We start from the raw sequence: 24,277 nt of genomic DNA on the forward strand, positions 1-24,277 counted from the left end.
GTTGCGCGCTTAGGCGAAGGTAATCTCGTCGGTATCGCAGTCCATATCGGCGATACGGGCCAGGCTCTCAACGCGGAAGCCGCGCTCGCGGAGCTTATCGCCACCGCCTTGGAAGCCCTTCTCCACCGCGATGCCAATGCCGGCAACCTCGGCACCCGCAGCCTCGCAGATCTTGATAAGACCCTCGAGTGCGCAGCCGTTGGCCAGGAAGTCGTCGATAATCAGGACCTTGTCGCCCTCGGACAGGAAGCGCTTGCCAACGATGACCGGGTACTCCTTCTGTTTGGTAAAGGAGTAAATGGTCGTGGCATACTGCTCGCCGTCGAGGTTGATGGACTGTGCCTTCTTGGCAAAGACCACTGGCACGCCGCCAAAGTGCTGGGCTGCAATGCAAGCCATACCAATGCCCGAAGCCTCAATCGTCAGGATCTTGTTGATCTCGACATCCTTGAACAGACGGGCCCACTCGGCGCCCATGTGGTCGAACAGCTCAACGTCGCACTGGTGGTTGAGGAAGGCATCAACCTTAAGGACGTTACCGGCCTTTACGATGCCGTCATGGCGAATACGATCCTCAAGCTCCTGCATGGCGCAACCCCTTCTCGCGGCAACGATACCGCGCGATTAATAAACGTTGTTCGATAGTCTACCACGGACCGACCCCCGCCCGCCCCACAAGCCGCATCGCACCACAAACCAGTCTTTTTGGGACGGCGCGATTCGTGGCAGACAGCCTCCCAACACGCTAATGACGGGCGCGTATCTTCACCAAACGCACCATGGCAAGCGCAAAGCCCACAGCGGCCACGGCCATCAACACATAGAACACCGAGCGAAAGCCGAATAGGAATACATCCGGACGGCCTGCAACAAAACTGGTCACGGCCTCGCCCATCGCCACGCTCATCTGCCCATAGAGGGTATGCGAACCTGCCGTAATACCCAGCGCCATGCCCGCATAGCGCGCCAAGCTGCCCAAGCTACCTGCAAAGCCAAGTGCCTCGCGCGGAGCCGAGCCCATGTACAGCGAGTTGTTGGGGCTCTGGAAAATCGACGTACCGCACGACATAAACGCGACGCAGCACACGATCACAGGGATAGAAGAGTGCTCGTCGAGCGTGCTTACTGCAAAGAGACCGCACACATACACGCCCAGGCCGACCGCCGTGGGACCCTCGCAGCCAACACGGTCCGAAACCGTTCCCGAAAGCGGGCCGATAAAGGCATTCACCATCGGCAGCGCCAAAAAGAGCAGTCCGGAAATGTCAGAACCAAAGCCGTGGGCGTCCTGAAAATAGAACGGCAAAATAAACTCGGATGCGCCAATGCCAACGAACACGATGAGCATACAGGCAAGGTTGATGGTGAAGGCCGAATTAGCAAAGCAGCGACGCGCGGCCTCCGCCAACGACATGGGGCGCTCGCCGGCCTCCGGCTTAACATGCGGCAGTGTGTAAAGCCCCACGATAAACGAGATGACGCCAATGGGCAGGTTGATGAGGAAGATGCTCTCCCAAGGAAAGCTTGCCACCAGCATACCGCCGAGCACGGGGCCACACATCATGCCGAGGGCCACGAAAGTCGCGAGAATACCCATGGCACGGCCTCGTTCGCGCGCCGGAAACGACTCGGTGATGATACCCATGTTGTTAGCCATGGCCGCCGCGCAACCGATACCCTGAACAATGCGTGCCAGAATAAGAACCTCGAGCGAGGCCGAAAGGCCGCACAGCAGCGAACCGACCGAAAAAACGATGACGCCCAGCTGGAACACATTCACCTTGCCGCGCACGTCGCCCAGACGGCCAAACGGCAACATAGCCACGCAAGTCGCAAGCAGATACACCGAGCTCACCAGCTGGATGCGATCGAGGCCCACGCCCAGCTCCTTTTGCATCACGGGCAGCGCCACGGTCACGACGGTCGAATCCAGACACACCATAAACGTCATGATGAGCACGGTAAACAGAATCGCCCACTTGTTCTTGCCATGGGTATCGCCCTCTAGGGCAATGTGCTCGCGGCGCAGCTGCTCTGCGGTTTTCTCCATATCCATCCTTTCGAGTGGCCCAACGCAAAAAAACGGGGCCCCAATCGCCTGCAAACAGCCGCGATTGGGGTCCCGCCTACGGAATCGGAACGAAAGGTCGCCGAAGCTTTCTGCCAGCATCGGCGCCTTGCACGAACGCTAGCCTAGCACTGCTCGAGCGCCTGCTCAAGGTCGGCAATCAGGTCGGCCGTGTCCTCGAGACCGCACGACAGGCGCACCATGTCGGCGGAGATGCCACAGGCGATGAGCTCCTCATCGTTCATCTGACGATGCGTGGCATTAGCGGGATGCAGGCAGCAAGTGCGGGCGTCGGCCACGTGCGTGGCGATCTGGGCGAGCTTGAGGCTCTTCATAAAGGTCTCGGCCGCCGCGCGACCACCGTTAAAGCCAAAGCTCACAACGCCGCAGGTACCGTTGGGCATGTACTTCTGAGCCATGTCATAGTACTTGTCGCCCTCCAAACCCGGATAGCTCACAAAGCGCACCTTGGGATGGCTCTGCAGGAATTTGGCAACGGCCAGGCCGTTCTCGCAATGACGCGGCATGCGCACATGCAGGCTCTCGAGCGAGCTGTTCAGGAAGAAGGCCGCCTGAGGGTTCTGCATGGGGCCGAGGTCACGCATAAGCTGCGCGGTGGCCTTGGTAATAAAGGCGCCCTCGCGACCGAACTTCTCGGCATAGGTCACGCCGTGATAGCTCTCGTCGGGCGTGGTGAGACCCGGGAACTTGTCCGCATGGGCCATCCAGTCAAACTGGCCACGATCGACGATCACGCCACCCAGGTAGGCCGCATGGCCATCCATGTACTTAGTGGTGGAGTGCGTGACGATGTCGGCGCCCCACTCAAAGGGACGGCACATCACGGGCGTCGGGAAGGTGTTGTCGACCATCAGCGGTACGCCGTGGTCGTGCGCGGCCTTGGCAAAGCGCTCAATATCGAGCACGGCAAGGGCGGGGTTGGCGATCGTCTCGCCAAAGACGAGCTTAGTATTGGGTTCAAAGGCTGCCTCGAGCTCCTCGTCGGTGCAGTCGGGAGCAACAAACGTGCAGGTCAGACCCATGCGCTCCATAGTATGGGCGAGCAGGTTGTAGGTACCGCCGTAGATGGCAGAGCTCGCGACCACGTGATCGCCGGCACCGGCCACGTTAAAGATCGCGAGGAAATTCGCCGCCATGCCCGAGCTCGTGAGCATCGCGGCAGTGCCGCCCTCCATCTCGCAGATCTTGGCGGCAACCAAATCGCACGTAGGGTTCTGCAGACGGCTGTAGAAATAGCCCGACTCCTCTAGGTCAAACAGCTTGCCCATGTGCTCCGACGTGTCGTACTTCCACGTGGTGGACTGGTAGATGGGCACCTGGCGCGGCTCGGCATCTCCCGGGTGATAGCCGCCCTGAACACATGTAGTACCGATGGTCTGCTCGTTCATATCTAGCTCCCTTGCCTGGGTTACGTTTTATTCGGTTCACGATACCGCTACCCTGCACCCCTCTCAACCCATCCCCAAGGTAGGTTATGGGACAAATTGATCCGGGGCATTTATCTCAAGCCTTGGGAATTTGCTCGACAGAGAAAAATGAGGCATACATGAAGCTCTCGATGATTACATGCACCGTCACGGGTACCATAGGCGAGTACACCGTAACCAAGGAGACAACGATGAAGCAAATCGATACGGCCCAGCTCGACATCAACGCCTGTCAGGCTCAGGCTGCCGAATACCACGCCCGCGGCTTTAACTGCGCCCAGGCCGTCGCCTGCACCCTCGCGCCTGCCGTCGGACTCGACCCCCAGATCGCCTTTACCCTCACCGAGGGCTTTGGTGCCGGCATGGGCGGCATGACCGAAACCTGCGGCGCCATCTCGGGCGCCGTGGCCATCATGGGCTTCGTGATGAGCGACGGCATGGAAAACCCCAAGACCAAGGGCCAGACCTACAAGCTGTCGCGCGAAATCGCCAAGCGTTTTGGCAAGAAGAACACGACGACCGTCTGCGGCACGCTCAAGGGCATCGGATCGGACAAGGGTCCGCTCCGCAGCTGCCCCGGCTGCATCGACGATGCCGTCGAGATCGCCTGCGATGTGCTAAAACAGCTCGCCGAGTAAACGGCAGCAACATAAAAACGACGGCCGGCGCTCTTGGGATTCTTCCAAAAGCACGCCGGCCGTCGTCGTTAGAACTCCGCAAATTCGGGAGCGCCGACCTCGATCTCCTCGCGCCCCGCCATAAGCTCGCGCATCTTAGCGCAAAACGGCTCCTGCTCCCCCGCTTTAAACACCAAGTGAATCGTCACGGTATCCGCGTAATCGGTATCCGAAACCTTGGCACCCGAATCCTGCGCCAAACGAAGCACCTGTTCATACTGCGGATAGGCAACATGCACGTCAACCGGCACGACACTCGTCATCTCGACGATCTGCCCGGCCTCCTGAGCCGCGGCCACCGCCGCCTGCGTCGCCGCGGTATAGGCGCGCACCAAGCCACCAGGCCCCAACAGCGTGCCACCAAAATAGCGCGTTACTACGCAACAAACATTTTTGAGCCCCGCACCGCGCAGCACCTCGAGCGTCGGCATGCCGCTCGTGCGGCTCGGCTCACCGTCATCGCTCTGGCGCTCGCGCCCATCGACCAAAATCCACGCGGGAACATTGTGTCGAGCGTCGTAATGGCGCTTGCGAACCATCTCAATAAAGGCATTCGCCTCGTTCTCGGACTCAATATGGACCAGCTGGGCAATAAACCGGCTCTTGCGGTCCACAAACTCGCCCGAAGCCTCAATATTCGATTGCAGAGTAAAATAGCTGTCCAACAAAGCCCCTCAATAGAATAAAGCGCAGCAACAAACAGCTTCAATAATACGGCAAAGGCCGTACCGATAACCCCAGTAAATAGAACGGCAACGCCAATGACCAGGCAAAGACAGCGAGACGTCAAGGATGACGGCGCCGATGAATCCGTCAACGAAAGCGAGAACCCGTCAGCGCGAGCAAGGTGCCTTGAAAGCCGAGGGCATTGACCTTATGGTCATGCCCGAAGGCTTGAAAGGCAGATTGCCGCGCTGACGGGTTCGCAGCGTCAACAAAGTGCCGAGTGGGCTTGTAAGCCGGGTTCTGTCGTGAACGGTCATTTATCTTGTCTGCACGTTACCGTGCAGCTCCACGCACGCTACCCGAACGCGGACCGGGCCGGCCCATAGCGTTCCTATTCGCGCTTGCTCCGGATGGGGCTTGCCAAGCCGCCGTGTTACCACGACGCTGGTGGTCTCTTACACCACCGTTTCAGCTTTTCCCTTTACGCCTTGCGGCGCAGGTGGGAGTCTTCTTTTCTGCGGCGCTTTCCGTCGGATCACTCCGCCCGGCCGTTAGCCGGCATCCCGCCCTCTGGAGCCCGGACTTTCCTCACGCGTGCTGCAAGCAGCACATCGCGCGACCGTCTGGCCCACTCAGCAGTGAAAGAGTGTAGCACACCGCCAGCACACGCAATGGCACAACGCAAGCGTTCGACACGATAAACCAAGAACCACCCATGCGTTACAATAGTCCCGTCGATGGGCAACGTCGCCAGTCGAGACGCGACTGCGCTCCGCACCCCTCCGTCTACTCGGTGCGTTCCCGCCTCCTCCCCGAGGCGGGATGTCGGCATTTTTTCATGCACCGACAACCAAATAACGTGCGGACAGCACAGGAAACATCGTGCGTCTCTGCGCCAAATGCAAAAAGGGACCCGTCCATTACGGACGGATCCCTTCAAACAAGTGATCGTCAAACCGATTTACTCGGCGTCGGTCTCCTCGTCCTTCTTCTCGGAAGGCAGCGGGGTAACCTCGATCTCGACGCCCAGAGTCTCAGCAGCGGACTTCATGGACAGGGAGATACGACGACGGTCGAGGTCAATCTCCATGACCTTGACCTGAACCTTGTCGCCCACGTGGGTGACCTGAGAAGGCTGGTCGACGTGCTTGTTGGCCATCTCGGAGATGTGCACCAGGCCCTCGATGCCCTCGCCCAGGTCAACGAAAGCGCCGAACGGGACAAGCTTGGTCACAGTGCCCTCGACGATAGCGCCGACGGGGTACTTCTTGACCAGTGCGCGCCACGGATCCTCGGTGGTCTGCTTGAGACCCAGGGAAATGCGCTCGCGGTTGAGATCGACGTCGAGAACCTCGACCTCGACCTCCTGGCCGACCTTGACAACCTCGGAAGGATGGTTGACGTGGTTCCAGGAGAGCTCGGAGATGTGGATGAGGCCGTCGATACCGCCGAGGTCGACGAAGGCGCCGAAGTCGACGATGGAGGAAACGGTGCCCTGGAGACGCATGCCAGACTTGAGCTTGGACAGGATCTCGGAGCGCTCGGCCTTACGGGACTCCTCGAGCACGACGCGACGGGAGAGGACGACGTTGTTGCGGTTGCGGTCCATCTCGATGACGCGGGCCTCGATGCGGGTGCCCATGTAGGAGGTGAGGTCCTTGACGCGACGGAGGTCGACGAGGGAAGCGGGCAGGAAGCCACGCAGGCCGATGTCGAGGATCAGACCGCCCTTGACAACCTCGATAACCTCGCCCTCGACGTTCTCGCCGGAGTTGAACTTCTCCTCGATGCGGTTCCAAGCACGCTCGTACTCGGCACGCTTCTTGGACAGGACCAGACGACCGTCCTTGTCCTCCTTCTGGAGAACCAGGGCCTCGATGGGATCACCGAGTGCAACGATGTCTGCAGGGTTAGCGTCCTTGCGGATGGACAGCTCGCGGACCGGGATAACGCCCTCGGACTTGAATCCGATGTCAACGAGCACCTCGTCATGCTCGATCTTAACGACAGTGCCGTTAACGAGATCGCCCTCATCAAAGTCGGTAATCGTACCGTCGATGAGGTTGTTCATCTCCTCCTCGTTGACATCGTCAAGAGAGAAAATGGACGAGTTCTGAATCTCACTCAAAGGTGGACCCCTTTCGAACTACGGGGCCCCGATTGCTAGGACCTACAGAAGGGTGCGACAAGCACACAACGTTTAGGAACACTCGGGAGCCGACAGATACTAATGTGACGCTTATGCAATCACGTTCGTATAGGTTACGGGGAAATCATTTCGATTTCAAGCGTGAACTGCGATTTTTTACTCGTATGGAGACTTTTTCGCAATCTTGTTGACGACCGTCTCCATAAGTTGACGATAGGCAGTTAGGCATACGGCTTTGGGGTAAAGTATTCGGAGCCAACGATTCTGGAACGATTTTTCGAGAAAGGTGCCCGCGTGCTCAAAGCAGTCGTTTTCGATATGGACGAGACGCTTCTTAGCATCAACCTCAACGCGTTCATCCTTCGCTATTTTAAGGATGTCTCATCGATGCTCGCGGATATCGGACGTCGCAGCCGCGGGGGCACGATGGCACGCCTCGGCACCATCCTGGTCGACCTCAACGCCAATCGTCGCAACAGTACGGACAATCGCACCAATCTTGAGTTTTACCAGGAAGAGGTTGAGCGCCGGTGCGGCATTTGCCTCTCGGACCCACTCATCTACGAGGCGTTTACCTACTACGATCGCGAAGTCCTGCCGTACAAGAATGACGAACTCATCAACGCCCATGCCATGCCGGGCGCACACGCCGCGCTCCAGGCCGTACAGGACGCAGGGCTGCGCTGCGCGCTCTTTACCAACCCCAGCTTTCCGCAGGGGGCCATCGAGTGCCGCATGGGTTGGGGCGACCTGGCCGACGCCCCCTTTGAGCTCGTCACGCACATGGGAAACGCCACCCGCTGCAAGCCTGATGCCACCTACTATCTAGAGCAGCTTCAGGTGATGGGGCTCGAACCGCACGAGGTCCTTATGGTGGGCAACGATCCCAAACGCGACTTCCCTAGCCCCGCCTGCGGCATTCAGACTGCCTATGTAGGCCAGGGCAAGCCCAACCGAGTCACCTGGCGCGGAACCATGGAAGGCTTCGCCCGCGACTTTAACGCCGTAGTAGAAGCCTTCTACGAACACCAAGTAGCGGAAGAGTTGTCCTAACAGACTCGAGTCTTGCCGATCATGATGTTGAGGATCTCGACGTCGGTGTCCTTCATGCCCACGCGGCCTACGTAGCCCATACTGGCGATTGTCTGCTCAACGGTATCTTGGATCAGGCCCTCGCCGGCGCGGAAGCCGCGGCCCTGCATAGCCATATCGTGACCCAGAATCGCAGCGTCCACGGCTGCCGAAATCTTAGCCGCGCAACTCGCCTTGGCGCCATCGCACACGATGCCGCCCACGTTGCCAAGCGTGTTTGAGACCGTCGCGCCAATCTGCTCGCGCGTGCCGCCGCACAGCCAGGTAATGGCAGCACCAGCACCGCACGCAGCGCAAATAGCACCGCAAAACGCCGAGAGGGCACCAATATAGCTCTTGATATGCACGGCGATAAGATCGGATAGCATCACGGCGCGCACCAGGCGCTCGTGGTCGCAGCGCAGGTACTCGGCATACTCCATAACGGGCAGCGCGCAGGTAATGCCCTGATTGCCCGAGCCGCACACAATGGCGACCGGCAGCGCACAGCCGTTCATGCGGGCGTCGGACCCGGCGGCTGCACGGGCACGGGCGCGGCAGGCGACGTCATCGGCACGTGCGCCCAGCAGCGTACGGCCCACCTCGGCGCCCCAAGCGTGCGCCAAACCCTCGGCGCTAATAGCGCCGTTCAACTCAATCTGACGCTCAACGGCAGCGCGGGCGCCCTCAATGTCGCCGTCCTCGATAAAGTCAACGATAGACTCGATCGACATGGGCGTATCGGCACTATCCGCCGCACGCTCGGCCACGACGCGCTCGGCGCAGGCGGCACACTCCCCCGCCGACTTGCCGCATACCGGAATACCGTCGAGCGTATGGCACGTGACATTGGTGTGGTGGTCGGTAATCTCGACGACTGCGGTATGGCCCCCGGCTGTGGCAGTCACCTTGATGTAGAGGTTGGGCACACCCTCGACAAGCGACACATCGCAGTAACCGGCATCGGCGAGGAGCTCGGCCACGCGAGCACGGTCCTCGTCGTTAACGCTCTCGAGCACCTCGAGCGCGCTCTTGGCGTCGCCGCCCACGGCACCCAGCACGGCCGCCGCTTCAATACCGTGCATACCGCCCGAGTTGGGCACGGTCACGCTCTTAACGTTCTTGATGATGTTGCCCGAGCAGGCGACATCCATATGATCGGGTTCGCAACCGAGCGTCTGGCTCGCCAGCGCCGCTGCATAGGCAACGGCAATAGGCTCGGTGCAGCCGAGCGCACAGACAAGCTCGCGGTTCAAAACGTCACAGAATGCAGCATCGCGAATGGAATCGGTGGGCATTAGTGCCTCCTGTATACACAACGACTTATTTCTTATACATAGTCAACTTCTTTATTTGATACCAAGGTCCCAAAAACCGCAACCCAGGTTCCGGCAGACGGTTACGAGCGTCAAACTGACGGCAGATTTCGTGATGAACTGGTGTACTTACTTGATAAAGCGTTTGACCAAAAAACGCTCGATCGTTTACGCAAAAGACGCGCTATCATGCAGTCGAACGCGGTAAAACCTTTAGCAATTCCGCCGCACGGACCAGAGAGGAACCACTCATGAAGATCGGTATCGGTAACGACCACGCCGCCGTCGAGCTCAAGAACATCATTTCCGAGCACCTGAAGGAGCGCGGCTGCGAGGTCGTGAACTTTGGCACCGACACCTCCGAAAGCTTCGACTACCCCATCGCCGGTTACAAGGTGGGCAAGGCAGTTGCCAACGGCGACGTCGACCTGGGTATCCTGATCTGTGGTACCGGCGTCGGCATCAGCCTGGCTGCCAACAAGGTCGAGGGCGTACGCGCCGTCGTGTGCTCCGAGCCCTTCAGCGCCAAGCTCTCCCGCATGCACAACAACACCAACGTGCTGGCCTTTGGCGCCCGTGTCGTGGGCTCCGAGCTCGCCAAGATGATTGTCGACGAGTGGCTCGACGCCGAGTTTGAGGGCGGCCGCCACGAGCGTCGCGTCAATCTCCTCAACGAGATCGACCAGACGCGCGGCCTCAAGGTCGTTGACGAGGCCTAAAGACCTACAAAGCCATACGCTATCGCCAGCCCCCGCCCGGAAGAAACATCCGGACGGGGGCTCTTTAGTAGATTTCTAAGGGTTACCAAAAACCCACTGGAATAAAAGAGGCGCCGCGGATGGAGTTCCGCGGCGCCCAAGCCACACGCTAACAGCTTTAAGGAGTCAAAGCTGGTTTAGCCAAAGAAACGCTTAATCTCGATCTCGGCGTTCTCCAGGCAGTCGGAGCCGTGAATCACGTTGGCGTTGACATCGACAGCGAAGTCGCCGCGGATGGTGCCGGGGGCAGCATCAAGCGGGTTGGTAGCGCCCATAAGGGTGCGCATCTTGGAGACAGCGGAAAGACCGGAAACGACCATCTTGACGACCGGACCGCTCGTCATAAAGTCGCAGAGACCGCCAAAGAAAGGCTTGTCGGCCAGATGAGCGTAGTGCTCCTCGACGGTGGCGCGCTCAAGCGTGGTCATCTCCATGCGCTCAATGACAAGGCCGCTGCGCTCAATGCGAGCAACGATCTCGCCGATCTTGCGATCGCGCACGGCGTCGGGCTTAATCATGATGAAGGTCTTCTCGATAGCCATAAGGTAGCCTTTCAAGTAGGTTCGCGCGTGCCCAAGTCCCATTCCGGCACCCGCCTGAACTGCATCGTAACAGAGTTTTGGCTGCAGTTAAACAATAAGCTGTTATTTGAAACGCTACAATTTATTAAAGCGTTCCATATGTGTCACTTCTGTTTCGAAGCCCGATTAGAGTACCATCCGACCGCGCATCAACCGCATCGAACCGAGCGGACGGTCGGTTGCCGTCTGTGAACGCGCGCCCTTCACAACCTGCCCAAAGGTCCTCCAGAAGTTCTCGACAAGCCCCTCCCCCATAGCAACAAAATACGGGCGCCCGCAACAGCAGACGCCCGTAAAAGCAAAAACGATTTATCAATAAATGGCCAAAGCCGCTTCAGCCAAACCCCTACTTTGCCCCGTGGCCCATCTCGACGACCTTGGTCAGCGACCCAAACACGCCTTCGTCGGCCACGAGCTGTGCCTCGGCACGCTCCAGCTGGACGGCAACGGCGGCAGGAGCGGTGCCGCCCTCGGTCGTGCGCGCAGCGACAATCGACGGGATGTCGAGCGCCTCGGTAATATCGCGCTCAAAGAGCGGGCTTGCCTCCTGGAAGACCTCGAACGGTAGGTCCTCGAGGTTGCAGCCGCGCTTCTCACACATCAGGACCAGGTGTCCCACCACGGCGTGCGCCTCGCGGAACGGCAGACCACGCTTGGCCAGGTAATCGGCAACATCGGTGGCGGCAAGGTGACCCACGCCGCACTCGCGCGCCATGGCGCCCTCGTTGACGGTCCAGGTCGATATCATTCCGGCCATAACGGACAGGCACTGCATGAGCGTATGGGCGGTATCGAGCGCGCCCTCCTTGTCCTCCTGCAAGTCCTTGTTATAAGCGAGCGGCAAGCCCTTCATGGTCACGAGCAGCTGCACCAGGTTGCCATAGACTCGACCGCTCTTGCCGCGGATAAGCTCGGCAAAGTCGGGATTCTTCTTCTGCGGCATGATGGACGAACCGGTGGAGTAGGAGTCGGAAAGCGTGATAAAGCCAAATTCGGAGCTCGACCACAGCACAATCTCCTCGGAAAGACGCGACAGGTGCATGGCCATGACGGAGCCGGCATAATGCAGGTCGAGCAGGAAATCGCGATCGGAAACAGCGTCGAGCGAGTTAGGAATCACGCCCGCAAAGCCAAGCTCGGCAGCCGTCATCTGGCGATCGAGCGGATAGCTCGTGCCGGCGAGCGCGGCGGCGCCCAACGGGCAATTATCAGCGGCATCGAAGGCGGCCTTCAGACGCGTAAAATCGCGCGCGAACATCCAGGAGTACGCCAGCAGATGATGCGAGAGCAGCACGGGCTGAGCATGCTGCATGTGCGTATAGCCCGGCAGAATCACCTTGTCGTACATTTTAGCCGCATCCACCAGCACATGGCGCAGCTCAAGATTGGCCTCCATGAGCTCCTTGGCCAGCGCCTTGACGCCCAGTCGCGTGTCGGTCGCCACCTGGTCGTTGCGCGAACGCCCGGTATGCAAGCGCTTGCCGGCCTCGCCGATGCGGCACGTCAGCTCGCTCTCGATGGACATATGAATGTCCTCGTCGTTGATATCGAAGGTGAAGTTGCCGGCATCGACATCCTGCTCGATTCCGGTCAGGCCCTCGGCAATCGCCCGCTCGTCCTCGACACTGATGATGCCCTGGGCGGCCAGCATCTTGGCATGAGCCTTAGAGCCGGCGATATCCTGCTTATAGAGATGCTTGTCGACCGGCAGCGACGCGCCAAACTCCTGCGTGACCTCGGCCACGCCCGCCTCAAAACGACCACCCCAAAGAGCCATGGGACCGTCCCCTTTCATCAAATACCAAAACAAGCGCCCAAAGCAATGCGCCCTGTCGCTAAAGCGATTTTTCAACCGCTAGTTTTACACACTCCCTGCCGTGCGCGGGGGCCATGTAGCTAATTTGCAAAGAAGTGACGCACCATGCACTTGGCACCCAACGTCTCCCTCCGAATGTTGCCCTGCGAACCATCGATCCAAGCCTTCAGGCTCATAGGGACGTCCTCGACCTTTGCAGTATCGATCTCGGGCGCGAGGGCAAGTAAAGCATGCGCGATAGCATTGAACATATTGGATACTCCTCATATATATAGGCGCAAGGCCGACAAATTGATAGAAAGAGCCCTGCCGGACAACCCCGGCGGGGCTCGGACTCAGCCGCAGGCGCGGCGTCATATATGCGGGCGGAACGTAGGGGCCACCGATGTTAAGAAGTGTCAGCAAGCATAACGAAAGGTAGGGACCCCGTGCGCCCGTTTTGTATCACGCGGATGGGCCGCGCGGATACCAAGGGAAGGAAAAGCCTTAGGCCTGAGCTGCAGCAGAGCTGGGACCCTGGACCTTGGCCCACGTCTTGAGCGACAGCGTGTCGATCTCGATAAAGCCGGCGCTGGCCTTCTCATCAAACGTGGTGTCGCGGTCGTAGGTAGCCAGGCCATAGTCGTAAAGGCTGAAGGGGCTCTTGCGGCCGACGACATGGCAGTTGCCCTTAAAGAACTTCAGACGGACGGTGCCGGTCACGAACTTCTGGGTGTCGGCCATAAAGGCATCGAGCGCGTTTTTGAGCGGGCTGTACCACTGGCCGTTATACACGGCGGTGGCCCAATCCTGCTCGAGCTTAATCTTCTCCTTGAGCAGGTCGCCCTCAACGCAAATGTCCTCGAGCGCCTTGTGGGCGGTGATAAGCGTCAGGGCGCCGGGGACCTCATAGCACTCGCGGCTCTTGAGGCCCACCAGACGGTCCTCGACCAGGTCCAGGCGACCAAAGCCATTGTCGCCGGAAATCTTGTTGAGAGCGATGACGATCTCGGAGAGCTTCATCTTCTTGCCGTCGACGGCGACGGGCTTGCCCGCCTCAAACTCAATCTCGGTGTAGGTCGGGGCGTCGGGCGTATCCTCGGGGTTCTTGGTCATAACCCAGGCGTCGTCGAGCGGCTCGTTCCAGGGATCCTCCAGGTGACCGCACTCAATGGCGCGACCCCACAGGTTGTCGTCGATGGAATAGGGGTTGTCGTTGGCACCCTCGGGAACCGGCACGTTGTGGGCGTGGGCGTAGGCGACCTCGTCCGGACGGCACTTCAGATCCCACTCGCGAACCGGGGCGATAACCTTGAGCTCGGGGTCGAGCGCCTTGACGGCAGCCTCAAAACGGACCTGGTCGTTACCTTTGCCGGTGCAGCCGTGGGCGACGTAGGTCGCGCCAAACTCGTGAGCAACCTCGACGAGCTTCTTGGCGAGCAGCGGGCGGGACAGGGCGGAGAGCAGCGGGTACTTGTTCTCGTACATGGAGTTGGCCGCGATGGCCTTGGTCAGGAACTCATCGGAGAACTCGTCGCGCAAGTCGAGCACCTGACAATCCAGAACGCCCAGGTCGAGCGCCTTCTGCTTCTTGGCATCCAGGCCGGTCTCCTCCTGGCCCACGTTACCGCAGACGCAAACGACATCAAGATTCTTCTCGTCCTGAAGCCACTTGACACATACGGATGTATCAAGACCACCGGAATATGCGAGAACGACTTTTTCCTTGCTCATGGCTGTTTCCTTTCGCCCTTGGTAGCTAGTTAGAACATCGGTCAGTTGCAAGTCATTTCGAGGTCAAAAACCGTGCAATATCAGGTTAAATAGCAAAAAGCAGCACAACATGCCCTAGAAACATGCGTCTATGTCGTGCTAAAACCCAACGACCTCAAAATGACTCTGTTGGGGCATTTAGCCCCATACGGACAGAGACGATTGTTATCGTCGTCGGGAAATTGCGCGCTGGCGTCGGATGGCATTGTCTGCAGTAGTGATGATCTTTACGAACTGCATCTGCCTCTCCTTTCACCTACCGCCGGGCGCAATTCTAATATCGTAAACGGTACCTTTTCCTCGGTAAGCGGTTGTTTTTCCGTCTCCGTTTTCGATGGTCGCTATATTACGCTAAAGTGCCTACAGCGCAAGCGACAAATTCAAATTTCTGAAATTTTTTTTCATTACTTTGTGAAGTGTGGTGCAAATACGCGCCAATCCTGCGAAAATACGCCAGATTACCAACTGGAGGGTTATTCCGCCCGAAACAAATTAGAAACGGAAAGGCGCGTTTTATGCAAACTTTTGAATCTGACGCCGCTATCGGCAACATTAAGCTTCTCGCCGTCGATATGGACAAGACGTTGCTGACCGACGAGCGCGTGCTACCCCAGGGCCTCGATGAGCGCTTGGAAAAGCTCGCCGAGGCCGGCATCGTGTTCTGCCCCGCCAGCGGACGTCCCGCTCCCAAGCTCGAGGAGATGTTCGAGGACATTAAGGGCCGCATCGCTTTTTGCCCCGATAACGGCGCGTGCGTAATCTATCGCGGCAACTATATCTATAAGAGCACTATCGATGTGGCGCTGTATCAGCAGGTGCTTGCGCGCGCCTCGGAGGATTCGCGCGCCGTCCCCGTGCTATGCTGCTTCGACGAGTTTTACGTGCTTGCTCGCGACCATCAATACCACGACGAGCTCAGCGTTTACTACAACACGATCAACTACGTCGATACCTTTGAGGGCCTTGACGTCGAGTCTAACAAGATTTCGATCTTCTTCCCCGGCTACGATGCCGAGCCTGCATTCCGCGAGACCTATAGCCCCGAGTTCTCGGACAAGCTCTACGTCACCAATGCCGGGCGCGAGTGGATCGACTTCATGAACTTGGGCGTCGACAAGGGCGCCGGCGTCGCGCACCTATGCGAGCACCTGGACATCGATATCGCCGACGCCGCCGCCGTGGGCGATACGTACAACGATATCCCCATGCTGGAGCGCGTCGGACATAGCTTTATCGTGGACAACGCCGAGGAGCATATGAACGCGCATGCTAAGTGGCGCATTCCGAGCAACAACGACGGGGGCGTACTGACGCTCATCGACGCTATCTTGGCGGCTCGGTAGCCGTCCCATCGGGCCTGGCCGGGCGGCACGGGATAACTTTTCGCTCGGTCAGGTCCTGCGCAAGACGAAAGCCACATTAAGTGGCTTTCTTTGCGTGCGGAATCTACGAAAAGTTAACCCGTGCCGACCGGCCAGGCCCTAGGTTTACTTGTCTGCCGCCTAGATGGCGTCTTGGCGTCTAGATACTTGGCTGATTTTTTGGAATGAAGGGGGCTCCTTGTTGGCAAGGAGCCCCTTCTACTTTTGGTTACTTTGGATTTGTTGGTGCTTCTTTATTTGGCATCGGCCCAGGTTATGCCGGTGCTGGCTTCGGCGATCAACGGTACGCGGAGGTCTACTACGTGCTCCATGACGTCGCGGACCATGGCGGTGAGGCGCTCGACTTCGTCGACGGGGCACTCAAAGTCCAGTTCGTCGTGTACCTGCAGAATCATGTGGGCGGCAAAGTCCTCTTCTTCCAGACGGCGGCTCACGCGGGCCATCGCGATCTTGATGATGTCGGCGGCGGTGCCCTGCATGGGGTGGTTCATGGCCGTACGCTCGCCAAAGCCGCGGAGTTGCGGATTTTTGGCCTTGAGCTCCGGAATGTGGCGACGGCGGCCGTACATGGTCTCGGCGTAACCTGTCTGCTTGGCACGCACCACCACGTTGTCGAGGAACGTGCGCACGCCCGGATAGGCCTCATAGTAGCGGTCGATCATGTCGCGTGCCTCGGCCATCGAGATATGCAGCGACTGCGACAGGCCGTAGGCCTGCTGGCCATACACGATGCCAAAGTTCACGGCCTTGGCGCGACTGCGCAAGTCGGGCGTTACCTCGGACACCGGCACACCAAACACGCGCGCCGCCGTCTCGGCATGGAAGTCCTCGCCCTCGTTAAAGGCGCGCACCAGGTGCTCGTCACCCGAGAGATGTGCCAGCAGACGCAGCTCGATCTGCGAGTAGTCCACCGCCAAAAAGACGCTTCCCTCGCCTGCCGAAAACGCCGTCTTGACGGTACGACCCAGCTCCGAGCGCGTCGGGATGTTCTGCAGGTTCGGGTCGCTCGAGGACAGACGCCCCGTTGCCGTGATGGTCTGGTTGTACGTAGTGTGTACGCGACCGTCACCACGGCGTAGCGGGCCCAGCGTGTCCAGATAGGTGGACTTGATCTTAGACTTCTCACGCCAGTCCAAGATCAGACGCACGATTTCGTGGTCACGGGCAAGATCGCTCAGAACCTTGGCGTTGGTTGAATAATAGCCGCGCTTAGTCTTCTTGAGGCCCTTGGTCGGAAGGCCCATCACGTCAAAGAGCACGTGCGAAAGTTGCATGGGGCTGCCGATGTTAAAGGTCTCGTCACCCGCCAGGTCGCGAATGCTGCGCTCAACCTCGGCAATCTGGGTCGCCAGACCCTCGGACAGACTGTGCAGGCGGTCGGGGTCCACAAGCATGCCCGCGCGCTCCATCTTGGCAAGTACCGGAACGAGCGGCATCTCGATACCATCGAACACGTTGGCGGCGTTCTCGCGGGCCATGCGGTCGCGCAACGGCGCCACGAGCGCCAGCGTCAGGGCCGCAGTACGGGCGGCAGGCGCCGGAGCGTCCTCACCGGCACCCTCTGCACCGCGCGCCGCAGGCAGCGCCATCTGCAGATAGGTATCGGCCAGATACGCCTCGTCAAACTCAGAGCGGTCAGAATCCAGCAGGTAGGCGGCAACCACGGTGTCGAAGATACGCGTGGAATCGACTGCCAGCGGATCCATGAGCTCGGGCTCAGAAGAATCGATGGGCGAAAGCTCGTGCAACAACGCCTTCGTATCCGGGCTCGCCACGCGGCCCTCCATAAACAGGCGCGCAAGCACGCCGGCAATCACGCCGTGGGCGAAGTTGAAGCCATCGACTACGGCAGTGGTACCGCCGTCGCCCTCCTCGAGCGCGAACAGGCCCTTGGACGTCGCCAACCACAGCGTGCGCGTCAGTCCAAAGAGCGCGCCCTCTTCCTTGTCGTCGTCCACCACGGCGGCGACCCACTCGCCGGCATCAATCGCGCGGGAGACCTCAGCCGCAACGGCACCAAGCGCGTCGGCATCGCCGGCGGCTGCGCGAACCATAGCAGGTATCTCAAACACACTGGAGGCAGCAGCAGCCCCGCCCTCGCCGCCGATCAACGCCAAGAAACGGTTCTGCATGGCGGTGATACCAAGCGTACCCAGTGCCGCAGACACCTCGTCGGCAGAAAACGCCGGGAAGGACGTCGCCTCAAAATCGAGCTCGACGGGCGCATCGGTGCGAATGGTTGCGACCTTGCGGCTCAGCAGCGCATCGTCGATGTGCGCACGCAGGTTCTCGCCCATCTTGCCCTTGACCTCGTCGGCATGCGCGATGACCTCGTCCAAGCTGCCGTACTGTGCGATGAGCGCGCTCGCCTTTTTGGGGCCGATGCCCGGTACGCCGGGAATGTTGTCCGACGTATCGCCCTTTAGACCGTAAAAATCGGGCACGAGCGCCGGCGTAATGCCATGATACAGGTCGTCCACGCTCTCGGGCGTCATGATCGCCACGTCGGACAGGCCCTTGCGGGTCGAGACCACGTTGACGTGCTCGGTCACGAGTTGATACATGTCGCGGTCGCCGGTCACCAGCAGCATGTCGCAGCCGGCCTCTTCACCCAGGCGCGCCATGGTTCCCAGGATATCGTCGCCTTCCCAGCCCTCGGACTGCAGAATCGGCACGTTGAGCGCGGTGAGCAGCTCCTTGATCATCGGAAACTGCGCATGCAGATCGGGGTCCATGGGCGGGCGTTGCGCCTTATACTGCGGCAGCATCTCCATGCGCACGCGCGGTTTGCCCTTGTCAAACGCCACGACCACACCGTCGGGGTTAAAGGCATCGATCATCTTGAGAAACATGTTCAGAAAGCCGAAAATCGCGTTGGTGGGGCGGCCGTCCGGCGCATTCATGGTGGGCGGCACGGCGTGGAAGGCGCGGTGCATGAGCGAGTTGCCGTCGATAACGGCAAAGGTGCGGCGCTTGTCAGACATATTGAATACCTCGCTTTGGGCTGGGCACGGTTTGCTTACTCCAGTTTACACGCTCCCCGCCCCGCGGCCACCGCACATCAAGCTCCCCCGCCACCGCGAGCCCGCGCGTGATACGATGGCTCACGGTACATCAACCAGCACGATCGATCCGAAAGGAGCCTGCGTCATGGAGCGTCCCTGCGCATGGAAAAAGTACACGCCACAGCAAGTCGAGGAGCTCGAGGGGCTTTGCCGCGGCTATAAGCAGTTTTTGAGCGAGAACAAGACCGAGCGCCTGTGCGTCAAGACCGGCATCAAGATGGCCGAGGAGGCGGGATACGTCGACCTGGAGACCGTGATCGCCGAGGGCCGCACGCTCAAGGCCGGCGACAAGGTGTACGCCGCCAACCACGGCAAGGACCTTATGCTCGTCAACCTGGGCACCGCCCCGCTCGAGCAGGGCTTTAACATCCTGGGCGCCCACGTGGACTCGCCGCGCCTGGACCTTAAGCAGAATCCCGCCTTCGAGGCCGGCGACATGGCCTACCTCGACACGCACTACTACGGCGGCGTCAAGAGCTACCACTGGGTAGCCTCCCCGCTCGCACTCGTGGGCGTCATCTGCAAAAAGGACGGTACCACCGTCGACATCAATATCGGCGACAAGGCAGACGATCCGGTCTTTACCATCTCCGATCTGCTGATCCACCTCTCGAGCGAGCAGATGGCCAAGCCCGCCAAGGACGCCGTCGACGCCGAGATTCTCGACGTGATCGTGGGCGGCCGTCCCGTCAAGTTCGATGAGGACGACAAGGACGCTTCCAAGGAGCCCGTCAAGCAGATGTTCTTGGACATCCTCAAAGAGCAGTACGGCGTCGAGGAGGAGGACTTCCTCTCCGCCGAGATCGAGGTCGTGCCCGCCGGCCCCGCCCGCGACATGGGCCTCGACCGCTCCATGATTCTGGGCTATGGTCACGACGACCGCGTCTGCGCTTACCCCTCCATGCTCGCCCAGATCAATGTGGCCAATGTCGAGCGCACGAGCATCACGCTCATCGTCGACAAAGAGGAGATCGGCTCCGTGGGCGCCACCGGCATGACGAGCCGCTTCTTCGAGAACACCGTCGCCGAGATCATGACGCTCGCCGGCGAGGACAGCCCGCTGGCTCTGCGCCGCGCGCTCGCCCACAGCCGTATGCTCTCCTCCGACGTGTCCGCCGGCTTCGACCCGGGCTATGCCGGCAAGTTCGAGACCAAGAACGCCGCCTTTATGGGTCGCGGCCTGTGCTTTAACAAGTACACGGGCAGCCGCGGCAAGGGCGGCTCTAACGACGCCGACGCCGAGTATGTGGCCCTCATTCGCGACATCATGGACAAGGCAGGAGTGGACTTCCAGACCTGCGAGCTCGGCCGCGTCAACGCGGGCGGCGGCGGCACCATCGCCTACATCATGGCCAAGTACGGCATGAACGTCATCGATTCCGGCGTTGCCGTCCTGTCCATGCACGCCCTGTGGGAGGTCGCCAACAAGGCCGACATCTACGAGGCCTATCGCGGCTACAAGGCCTTCCTCGAGCGCGCCTAATCCACCCCACCCATAACTTGCGGTGGAATACGGATTGATTTGGTCTTTCAATAGCCCAAACAGACCGTATTCCACCGCAATTTCTTTTTTGGCAGAGGAGAGTCCATGCTGCAGGTCATCATTTCGCCCGCCAAGCAGATGCGCGCGGCCCAAAATGCTTTTGAAGTCCTGGGCATTCCACCCTTTGTGCGCGAGACAGCTCGCCTCCACCGCGCACTGCTAGATATCGAGCGGAATGAAGGCAGCGGCGGCCTGCAGGCGCTGTGGAACGTGAGTGACAAACTGCTGGGACCTTGCCTCAACACCCTGCATGAGTTCGGGCCCATCCTGAAAAACGGCGATCTCGACAATCCCGCACTCGCCCGTCACTTCTCCCCTGCCATCATGTCCTATCACGGCATTCAGTACCAGAGCATGGCACCCGAGGTAATGGATGCCGAACAGCTCGCCTGGCTGCAAAGCCATCTGTGGATCCTCTCCGGCCTCTACGGGTGCGTTCGTCCCTTTCATGCCGTCGAACCGTATCGGCTGGAGATGGGCGCGAAGCTTGTCGTCGACGGTGCCCGAGACCTCTACGCATTTTGGAGCGATAAGCTCGCGCGGGCTATCGCCCCGGCAGGCTCAAACACCACGATCGTCAACCTCGCCAGCGTAGAGTATGCCAAAGCCGTTCTGCCCCACCTCGCGGGCGACGCCACGGCCGTCACATGCCTCTTTGGCGAGGGCATCCGCAACGGGAAGCCCATCCAACGGTCGACCGCCAGCAAAAAGGCGCGCGGCTCCATGGTGCGGTGGATGGCAGAAAACAAGCTCGAGGATGCAAGCGAACTTACCGCATTCAACATCGGCTATCGGCACATCCCCGAGCTTTCAGACAAAAACACCCTGGTTTTCATGAACGCGCAGGCACTATAGGCCCGCCGTTTCCAAACACCCCGTTACTCCGCCAAGCCATCGGCCTTTGCAATCTCGCTCGTCGAGCCATCTTGGTAGGTAATCTTAACGTGCTCTACGTCGGATACCGTAACGCCCGACGGAGGTTCCAGACGCCACTCCGTCAGCGCAATGTCCATGGTCGTGGGCACGTCCCCTTGATCTTTGAGCTTCACCGTCAGCGTTTTGAGCGTCGCATCAAACGTCACGCGTTCGATTTCTTCACCCGGAATAGACCCGCCGCTCAGCTGCAGCTGCACAAACTCGTCGCGCGGATACCAATAGTCGCCCGGTGCGGCAACCGTGTTGCCACCAGAAACTTTCATGGTCATAATCGGCAGGCCCTCGTCGGCTTCAAACCCCCAGGTGGCGCCGCCAGGACCGCCGAACGTCCAAATACAAAAGGCAATCACCAGCACGGCAAGCACCGCAAAACCAATCGCGACCAACCCATGGTGCGCACGGCTTTCCTCGGCCGATACACCCCATTGTGTCTCTCGATATAGATGCTTGTCTTCCATGTACGCCTCCCCACAGGCACGCTCGTTGGCCCAATCGTACCCATTCAGGCTATACTTGAGCCCATTACATAAACGGGGAGCTTGCAGGACAAGACGGCAGGCTGAGACTGGGCGCGCCCGCCCTGACCCGCAAACCTGATATGGGTAATGCCAACGAAGGGAGCCGTGCCAATGAGCGCACAGACCGAGCCCAAGCTCGTCACGCAAATCGACTTCGCCCGCGCCGGGCGGATCACACCGCAGATGAAGGAGGTCGCCGAGCGCGAGCATCGCGACCCCGAGTACATCCGCGAGCGCGTGGCCGACGGCCGCATCTCCATTCCCGCCAACATCGTGCACATCAAAAAGGGCATGCGCGCCTTTGGCGTCGGTGAGGGCCTGTCCACCAAGGTCAACGTGAACCTGGGCATCTCGGGCGACAAGGCCGATGCCGCCGAGGAATGGAAGAAGGTCAAGATCGCCGAGGACTTTGGCGCCGACGCCATCATGGACCTCTCCAACTCGGGCAAGACGCGCCAGTTCCGCCAGCAGCTCATCGACGAGACGCCGCTCATGGTAGGCACCGTCCCCATGTACGACGCCATCGGCTACATGGAAAAGCCGCTGGTCAAGCTCACCAAGGACGACCTGTTCGAAGTCGTGCGCGCGCATGCCGAGGACGGCGTGGACTTTATGACCATCCACTGCGGCATAAACAAGTCGGTCACCAAGACCTTTAAGGAGACCGGCCGCCTGATGAACATCGTGAGCCGTGGCGGCTCACTGCTGTTTGGCTGGATGGAGGTCACCGGTAACGAGAACCCATTCTATGAGTTCTACGACGAGTTGCTCGAGATTTGCCACGAGTACGACGTGACGATTTCGCTCGGCGACTCCTGCCGCCCGGGCTGCCTCTACGACTCCAACGACGCCACCGAGACCGCTGAGATGATCGAGCTGGGCAAGCTGTGCAAGCGCGCTTGGGCCGCCGGCGTCCAGGTCATGGTCGAGGGCCCGGGTCACATGGCGCTCGACGAGATCGCCGCCAACATGAAACTGCAGAAACGCCTGTGCCACAATGCTCCGTTCTATGTGCTCGGGCCGCTGGTGACCGATATCGGCGTGGGTTACGACCACATCACCGCTGCCATCGGCGGCGCCATCTCCGCCAGCTCCGGTGCCGACTTCCTGTGCTACGTGACACCGGCAGAGCACCTATGCCTGCCCAACGCCCAGGATGTGCTCGACGGCCTCATGGCCACCAAGATCGCCGCACACGCCGCCGACATCGCCAAAAAGGTGCCGCACGCCCGCGACATGGACGACAAGATGGGCCAGGCACGCCGCAAGCTTGACTGGGACGCCATGTGGGAGTGCGCGCTCGACCCGGTTACGGGCAAGAAGCGCTACGAGGAGTCCCCCGCCGCCACCGAGGGCACTTGCACCATGTGTGGCAAGATGTGCGCCGTCCGCACCGTCAACAAGATCTTCGAGGGCACCACGATCGACCTCGGCATAGAGGACTAACCCTGTCGCCGCGGCCGCCTCTGGCGGCGAGCTGGTGCCTGTCAATTGTTGACGTGTGAACATTTGCTTGCATTTGCGTAAAGATTGCATCGCCCGCCCGGGTTCGACATAGAGTCGGCCCGGGCATCTTTATAATGCTGGCTTAAAGACCCATTTGATTCCGACCGAACAAGGGAGCGAACATGGATCGTAGTAAGGTACCTGCCGTCCTGTCCATCGCGGGATCCGATTCCAGCGGCGGCGCCGGCATTCAGGCCGACATCAAGACCATCACGGCGCACCGCCTGTATGCCGAGACGGCCATCACCGCCATCACAGCGCAAAACACGCTGGGCGTCACCGCCGTACAGGATATCTCGCCAGATATCGTAGCCGCGCAAATTGACGCCGTTTTTGACGATATCCGCCCGAGCGCCGTCAAGATCGGCATGGTTTCTTCTGTCGAGATTATCGAAGTCATCGCCGACCGCTTGAGCGCCTGGAACGCAACGAACGTGGTCGTCGACCCCGTCATGGTCGCCACCTCGGGCGCGCGGCTGATTGCCGAAGATGCCGCCGAGGCGCTCACCCGCCGCCTGTTCCCGCTGGCGACGGTTATCACGCCCAATATTCCCGAGGCCATGGCCCTGCTCGACTACGAGGTCGACTCCGAGCGCACGCAGCAAAATGCTGCCATGCTCCTCACCCGCCGCTTTGGTTGCGCATCCCTCGTTAAGGGTGGGCATCTTGTCAACGAGGCCAACGATGTACTGGCCGAACCCGCGCCGCTCGATGACGAGGGCAACCATCTGGGAGATCCACTCACCACGTGGTTCCGCCACAAGCGTATCGATACCAATAACACACACGGCACCGGCTGCACGCTCTCGTCCGCCATTGCCTGCGCGCTGGCCCAGGGTATGGATCTTGCCGATGCCGTCAACGCTGGCAAGGCCTACCTGACAGGCGCTCTGGCCGCCGGCCTGAACATGGGCAAAGGCTCCGGCCCCGTCAACCACATGTGGCAGTATTAAGATTCGCAGTCCAAAACCACCGCAAAGGGGACAGGCACCCTTGCGGTGGTTCCCACAAACATCTCGATCTGT

Annotated in this window: 20 protein-coding genes, 1 other RNA gene and 1 riboswitch; of the genes, 8 read left to right on the forward strand and 13 right to left on the reverse strand. The window is 60.0% G+C overall.

Annotated elements, in window-relative coordinates; translation table 11 throughout:
* Nucleotides 1-9: 9 nt before the first annotated feature.
* The 3 genes from DWY51_RS04220 to DWY51_RS04230 form a co-directional block, all read right to left on the reverse strand.
* Nucleotides 10-588 carry a xanthine phosphoribosyltransferase gene (locus DWY51_RS04220; protein ID WP_117769989.1) on the reverse strand — a complete coding sequence of 193 codons (579 nt, stop codon included), beginning with the start codon at nucleotides 586-588 and terminating at the stop codon, nucleotides 10-12.
* Between the two features lie 157 nt (nucleotides 589-745).
* Complete coding sequence (locus tag DWY51_RS04225) at nucleotides 746-2,050, reverse strand: MFS transporter (protein ID WP_117769990.1); 1,305 nt, start codon at nucleotides 2,048-2,050, stop codon at nucleotides 746-748.
* Nucleotides 2,051-2,193: 143 nt separating this feature from the next.
* Nucleotides 2,194-3,477 (reverse strand): O-acetylhomoserine aminocarboxypropyltransferase/cysteine synthase family protein, encoded by a 1,284-nt coding sequence (locus DWY51_RS04230; RefSeq protein ID WP_117769991.1) that lies wholly within the window; start codon nucleotides 3,475-3,477, stop codon nucleotides 2,194-2,196.
* A gap of 230 nt (nucleotides 3,478-3,707) precedes the next feature.
* Here DWY51_RS04230 and DWY51_RS04235 point away from each other — a divergent pair, with 230 nt between their 5' ends.
* On the forward strand, nucleotides 3,708-4,154 hold the full coding sequence (locus DWY51_RS04235; protein ID WP_233504619.1) for a C-GCAxxG-C-C family protein: 447 nt from the start codon (nucleotides 3,708-3,710) through the stop codon (nucleotides 4,152-4,154).
* A gap of 68 nt (nucleotides 4,155-4,222) precedes the next feature.
* On the opposite strand, the gene DWY51_RS04240 is transcribed toward DWY51_RS04235, so the two are convergent.
* The 3 genes from DWY51_RS04240 to rpsA all read right to left on the reverse strand — a co-directional run bounded on the left by DWY51_RS04240 (nucleotide 4,223) and on the right by rpsA (nucleotide 6,987).
* Nucleotides 4,223-4,861 (reverse strand): YigZ family protein, encoded by a 639-nt coding sequence (locus DWY51_RS04240; protein ID WP_199411369.1) that lies wholly within the window; start codon nucleotides 4,859-4,861, stop codon nucleotides 4,223-4,225.
* 271 nt (nucleotides 4,862-5,132) lie between these two features.
* An RNA gene (gene rnpB / locus DWY51_RS04245) (RNase P RNA component class A) lies at nucleotides 5,133-5,494 on the reverse strand.
* 326 nt (nucleotides 5,495-5,820) lie between these two features.
* Nucleotides 5,821-6,987 carry a 30S ribosomal protein S1 gene (gene rpsA, locus DWY51_RS04250; RefSeq protein ID WP_022095232.1) on the reverse strand — a complete coding sequence of 389 codons (1,167 nt, stop codon included), beginning with the start codon at nucleotides 6,985-6,987 and terminating at the stop codon, nucleotides 5,821-5,823.
* A 315-nt stretch (nucleotides 6,988-7,302) separates the two neighbouring features.
* Here rpsA and DWY51_RS04255 point away from each other — a divergent pair, with 315 nt between their 5' ends.
* Complete coding sequence (locus DWY51_RS04255; RefSeq protein WP_117655125.1) at nucleotides 7,303-8,061, forward strand: HAD family hydrolase; 759 nt, start codon at nucleotides 7,303-7,305, stop codon at nucleotides 8,059-8,061.
* Here the strand turns inward: DWY51_RS04255 and DWY51_RS04260 are convergent.
* Nucleotides 8,058-9,377 carry a serine dehydratase subunit alpha family protein gene (locus DWY51_RS04260; RefSeq protein WP_117769994.1) on the reverse strand — a complete coding sequence of 440 codons (1,320 nt, stop codon included), beginning with the start codon at nucleotides 9,375-9,377 and terminating at the stop codon, nucleotides 8,058-8,060. The two genes, DWY51_RS04255 and DWY51_RS04260, sit on opposite strands and share 4 nt — an antisense overlap.
* A gap of 269 nt (nucleotides 9,378-9,646) precedes the next feature.
* On the opposite strand from DWY51_RS04260, the gene rpiB reads away from it, so the two are divergent.
* Nucleotides 9,647-10,114, forward strand: a complete 468-nt coding sequence (rpiB, locus tag DWY51_RS04265; RefSeq protein ID WP_055251633.1) for a ribose 5-phosphate isomerase B — start codon at nucleotides 9,647-9,649, stop codon at nucleotides 10,112-10,114.
* A 176-nt stretch (nucleotides 10,115-10,290) separates the two neighbouring features.
* On the opposite strand, the gene ndk is transcribed toward rpiB, so the two are convergent.
* From ndk to DWY51_RS04280, 4 genes are all read right to left on the reverse strand, one after another.
* On the reverse strand, nucleotides 10,291-10,695 hold the full coding sequence (gene ndk, locus DWY51_RS04270; RefSeq protein WP_055251725.1) for a nucleoside-diphosphate kinase: 405 nt from the start codon (nucleotides 10,693-10,695) through the stop codon (nucleotides 10,291-10,293).
* 385 nt (nucleotides 10,696-11,080) lie between these two features.
* On the reverse strand, nucleotides 11,081-12,511 hold the full coding sequence (gene argH, locus DWY51_RS04275) for an argininosuccinate lyase (protein ID WP_117769995.1): 1,431 nt from the start codon (nucleotides 12,509-12,511) through the stop codon (nucleotides 11,081-11,083).
* A 119-nt stretch (nucleotides 12,512-12,630) separates the two neighbouring features.
* Nucleotides 12,631-12,801: a hypothetical protein gene (locus tag DWY51_RS09495; protein ID WP_158556904.1), complete on the reverse strand. Its 171-nt coding sequence runs from the start codon at nucleotides 12,799-12,801 to the stop codon at nucleotides 12,631-12,633.
* Between the two features lie 235 nt (nucleotides 12,802-13,036).
* The gene (locus tag DWY51_RS04280) at nucleotides 13,037-14,263 is read right to left on the reverse strand and encodes an argininosuccinate synthase (RefSeq protein ID WP_117640300.1); all 1,227 of its coding nucleotides are present in this window, start codon (nucleotides 14,261-14,263) and stop codon (nucleotides 13,037-13,039) included.
* A gap of 554 nt (nucleotides 14,264-14,817) precedes the next feature.
* Between DWY51_RS04280 and DWY51_RS04285 the strand changes: the two genes are divergently transcribed.
* Nucleotides 14,818-15,645, forward strand: a complete 828-nt coding sequence (locus tag DWY51_RS04285; RefSeq protein WP_117769996.1) for a Cof-type HAD-IIB family hydrolase — start codon at nucleotides 14,818-14,820, stop codon at nucleotides 15,643-15,645.
* A gap of 272 nt (nucleotides 15,646-15,917) precedes the next feature.
* Here DWY51_RS04285 and polA read toward each other — a convergent pair whose 3' ends face one another.
* The gene (gene polA, locus DWY51_RS04290) at nucleotides 15,918-18,668 is read right to left on the reverse strand and encodes a DNA polymerase I (RefSeq protein ID WP_117769997.1); all 2,751 of its coding nucleotides are present in this window, start codon (nucleotides 18,666-18,668) and stop codon (nucleotides 15,918-15,920) included.
* Nucleotides 18,669-18,834: 166 nt separating this feature from the next.
* On the opposite strand from polA, the gene DWY51_RS04295 reads away from it, so the two are divergent.
* Nucleotides 18,835-20,232: an aminopeptidase gene (locus DWY51_RS04295; protein WP_117758716.1), complete on the forward strand. Its 1,398-nt coding sequence runs from the start codon at nucleotides 18,835-18,837 to the stop codon at nucleotides 20,230-20,232.
* Between the two features lie 105 nt (nucleotides 20,233-20,337).
* Nucleotides 20,338-21,147, forward strand: coding sequence for a YaaA family protein (locus DWY51_RS04300; RefSeq protein WP_117758717.1), 810 nt, complete (start codon nucleotides 20,338-20,340; stop codon nucleotides 21,145-21,147).
* Nucleotides 21,148-21,170: 23 nt separating this feature from the next.
* Here DWY51_RS04300 and DWY51_RS04305 read toward each other — a convergent pair whose 3' ends face one another.
* Nucleotides 21,171-21,686, reverse strand: coding sequence for a hypothetical protein (locus DWY51_RS04305; protein WP_118072001.1), 516 nt, complete (start codon nucleotides 21,684-21,686; stop codon nucleotides 21,171-21,173).
* A gap of 63 nt (nucleotides 21,687-21,749) precedes the next feature.
* A riboswitch (TPP riboswitch) is annotated at nucleotides 21,750-21,865 on the forward strand.
* Between DWY51_RS04305 and thiC the strand changes: the two genes are divergently transcribed.
* Together thiC and thiD are read left to right on the forward strand one after the other, a co-directional pair.
* Entirely contained in the window at nucleotides 21,858-23,192 is a 1,335-nt protein-coding gene (thiC, locus tag DWY51_RS04310; RefSeq protein WP_117758719.1) for a phosphomethylpyrimidine synthase ThiC, read from the forward strand. (Overlaps the previous riboswitch by 8 nt.)
* A 182-nt stretch (nucleotides 23,193-23,374) precedes the next feature.
* Nucleotides 23,375-24,205 carry a bifunctional hydroxymethylpyrimidine kinase/phosphomethylpyrimidine kinase gene (gene thiD, locus DWY51_RS04315; RefSeq protein WP_117758720.1) on the forward strand — a complete coding sequence of 277 codons (831 nt, stop codon included), beginning with the start codon at nucleotides 23,375-23,377 and terminating at the stop codon, nucleotides 24,203-24,205.
* Nucleotides 24,206-24,277: the final 72 nt, after the last annotated feature.

The organism is Collinsella sp. AF25-2LB, assembly GCF_003458415.1.
Lineage (GTDB): Bacteria > Actinomycetota > Coriobacteriia > Coriobacteriales > Coriobacteriaceae > Collinsella.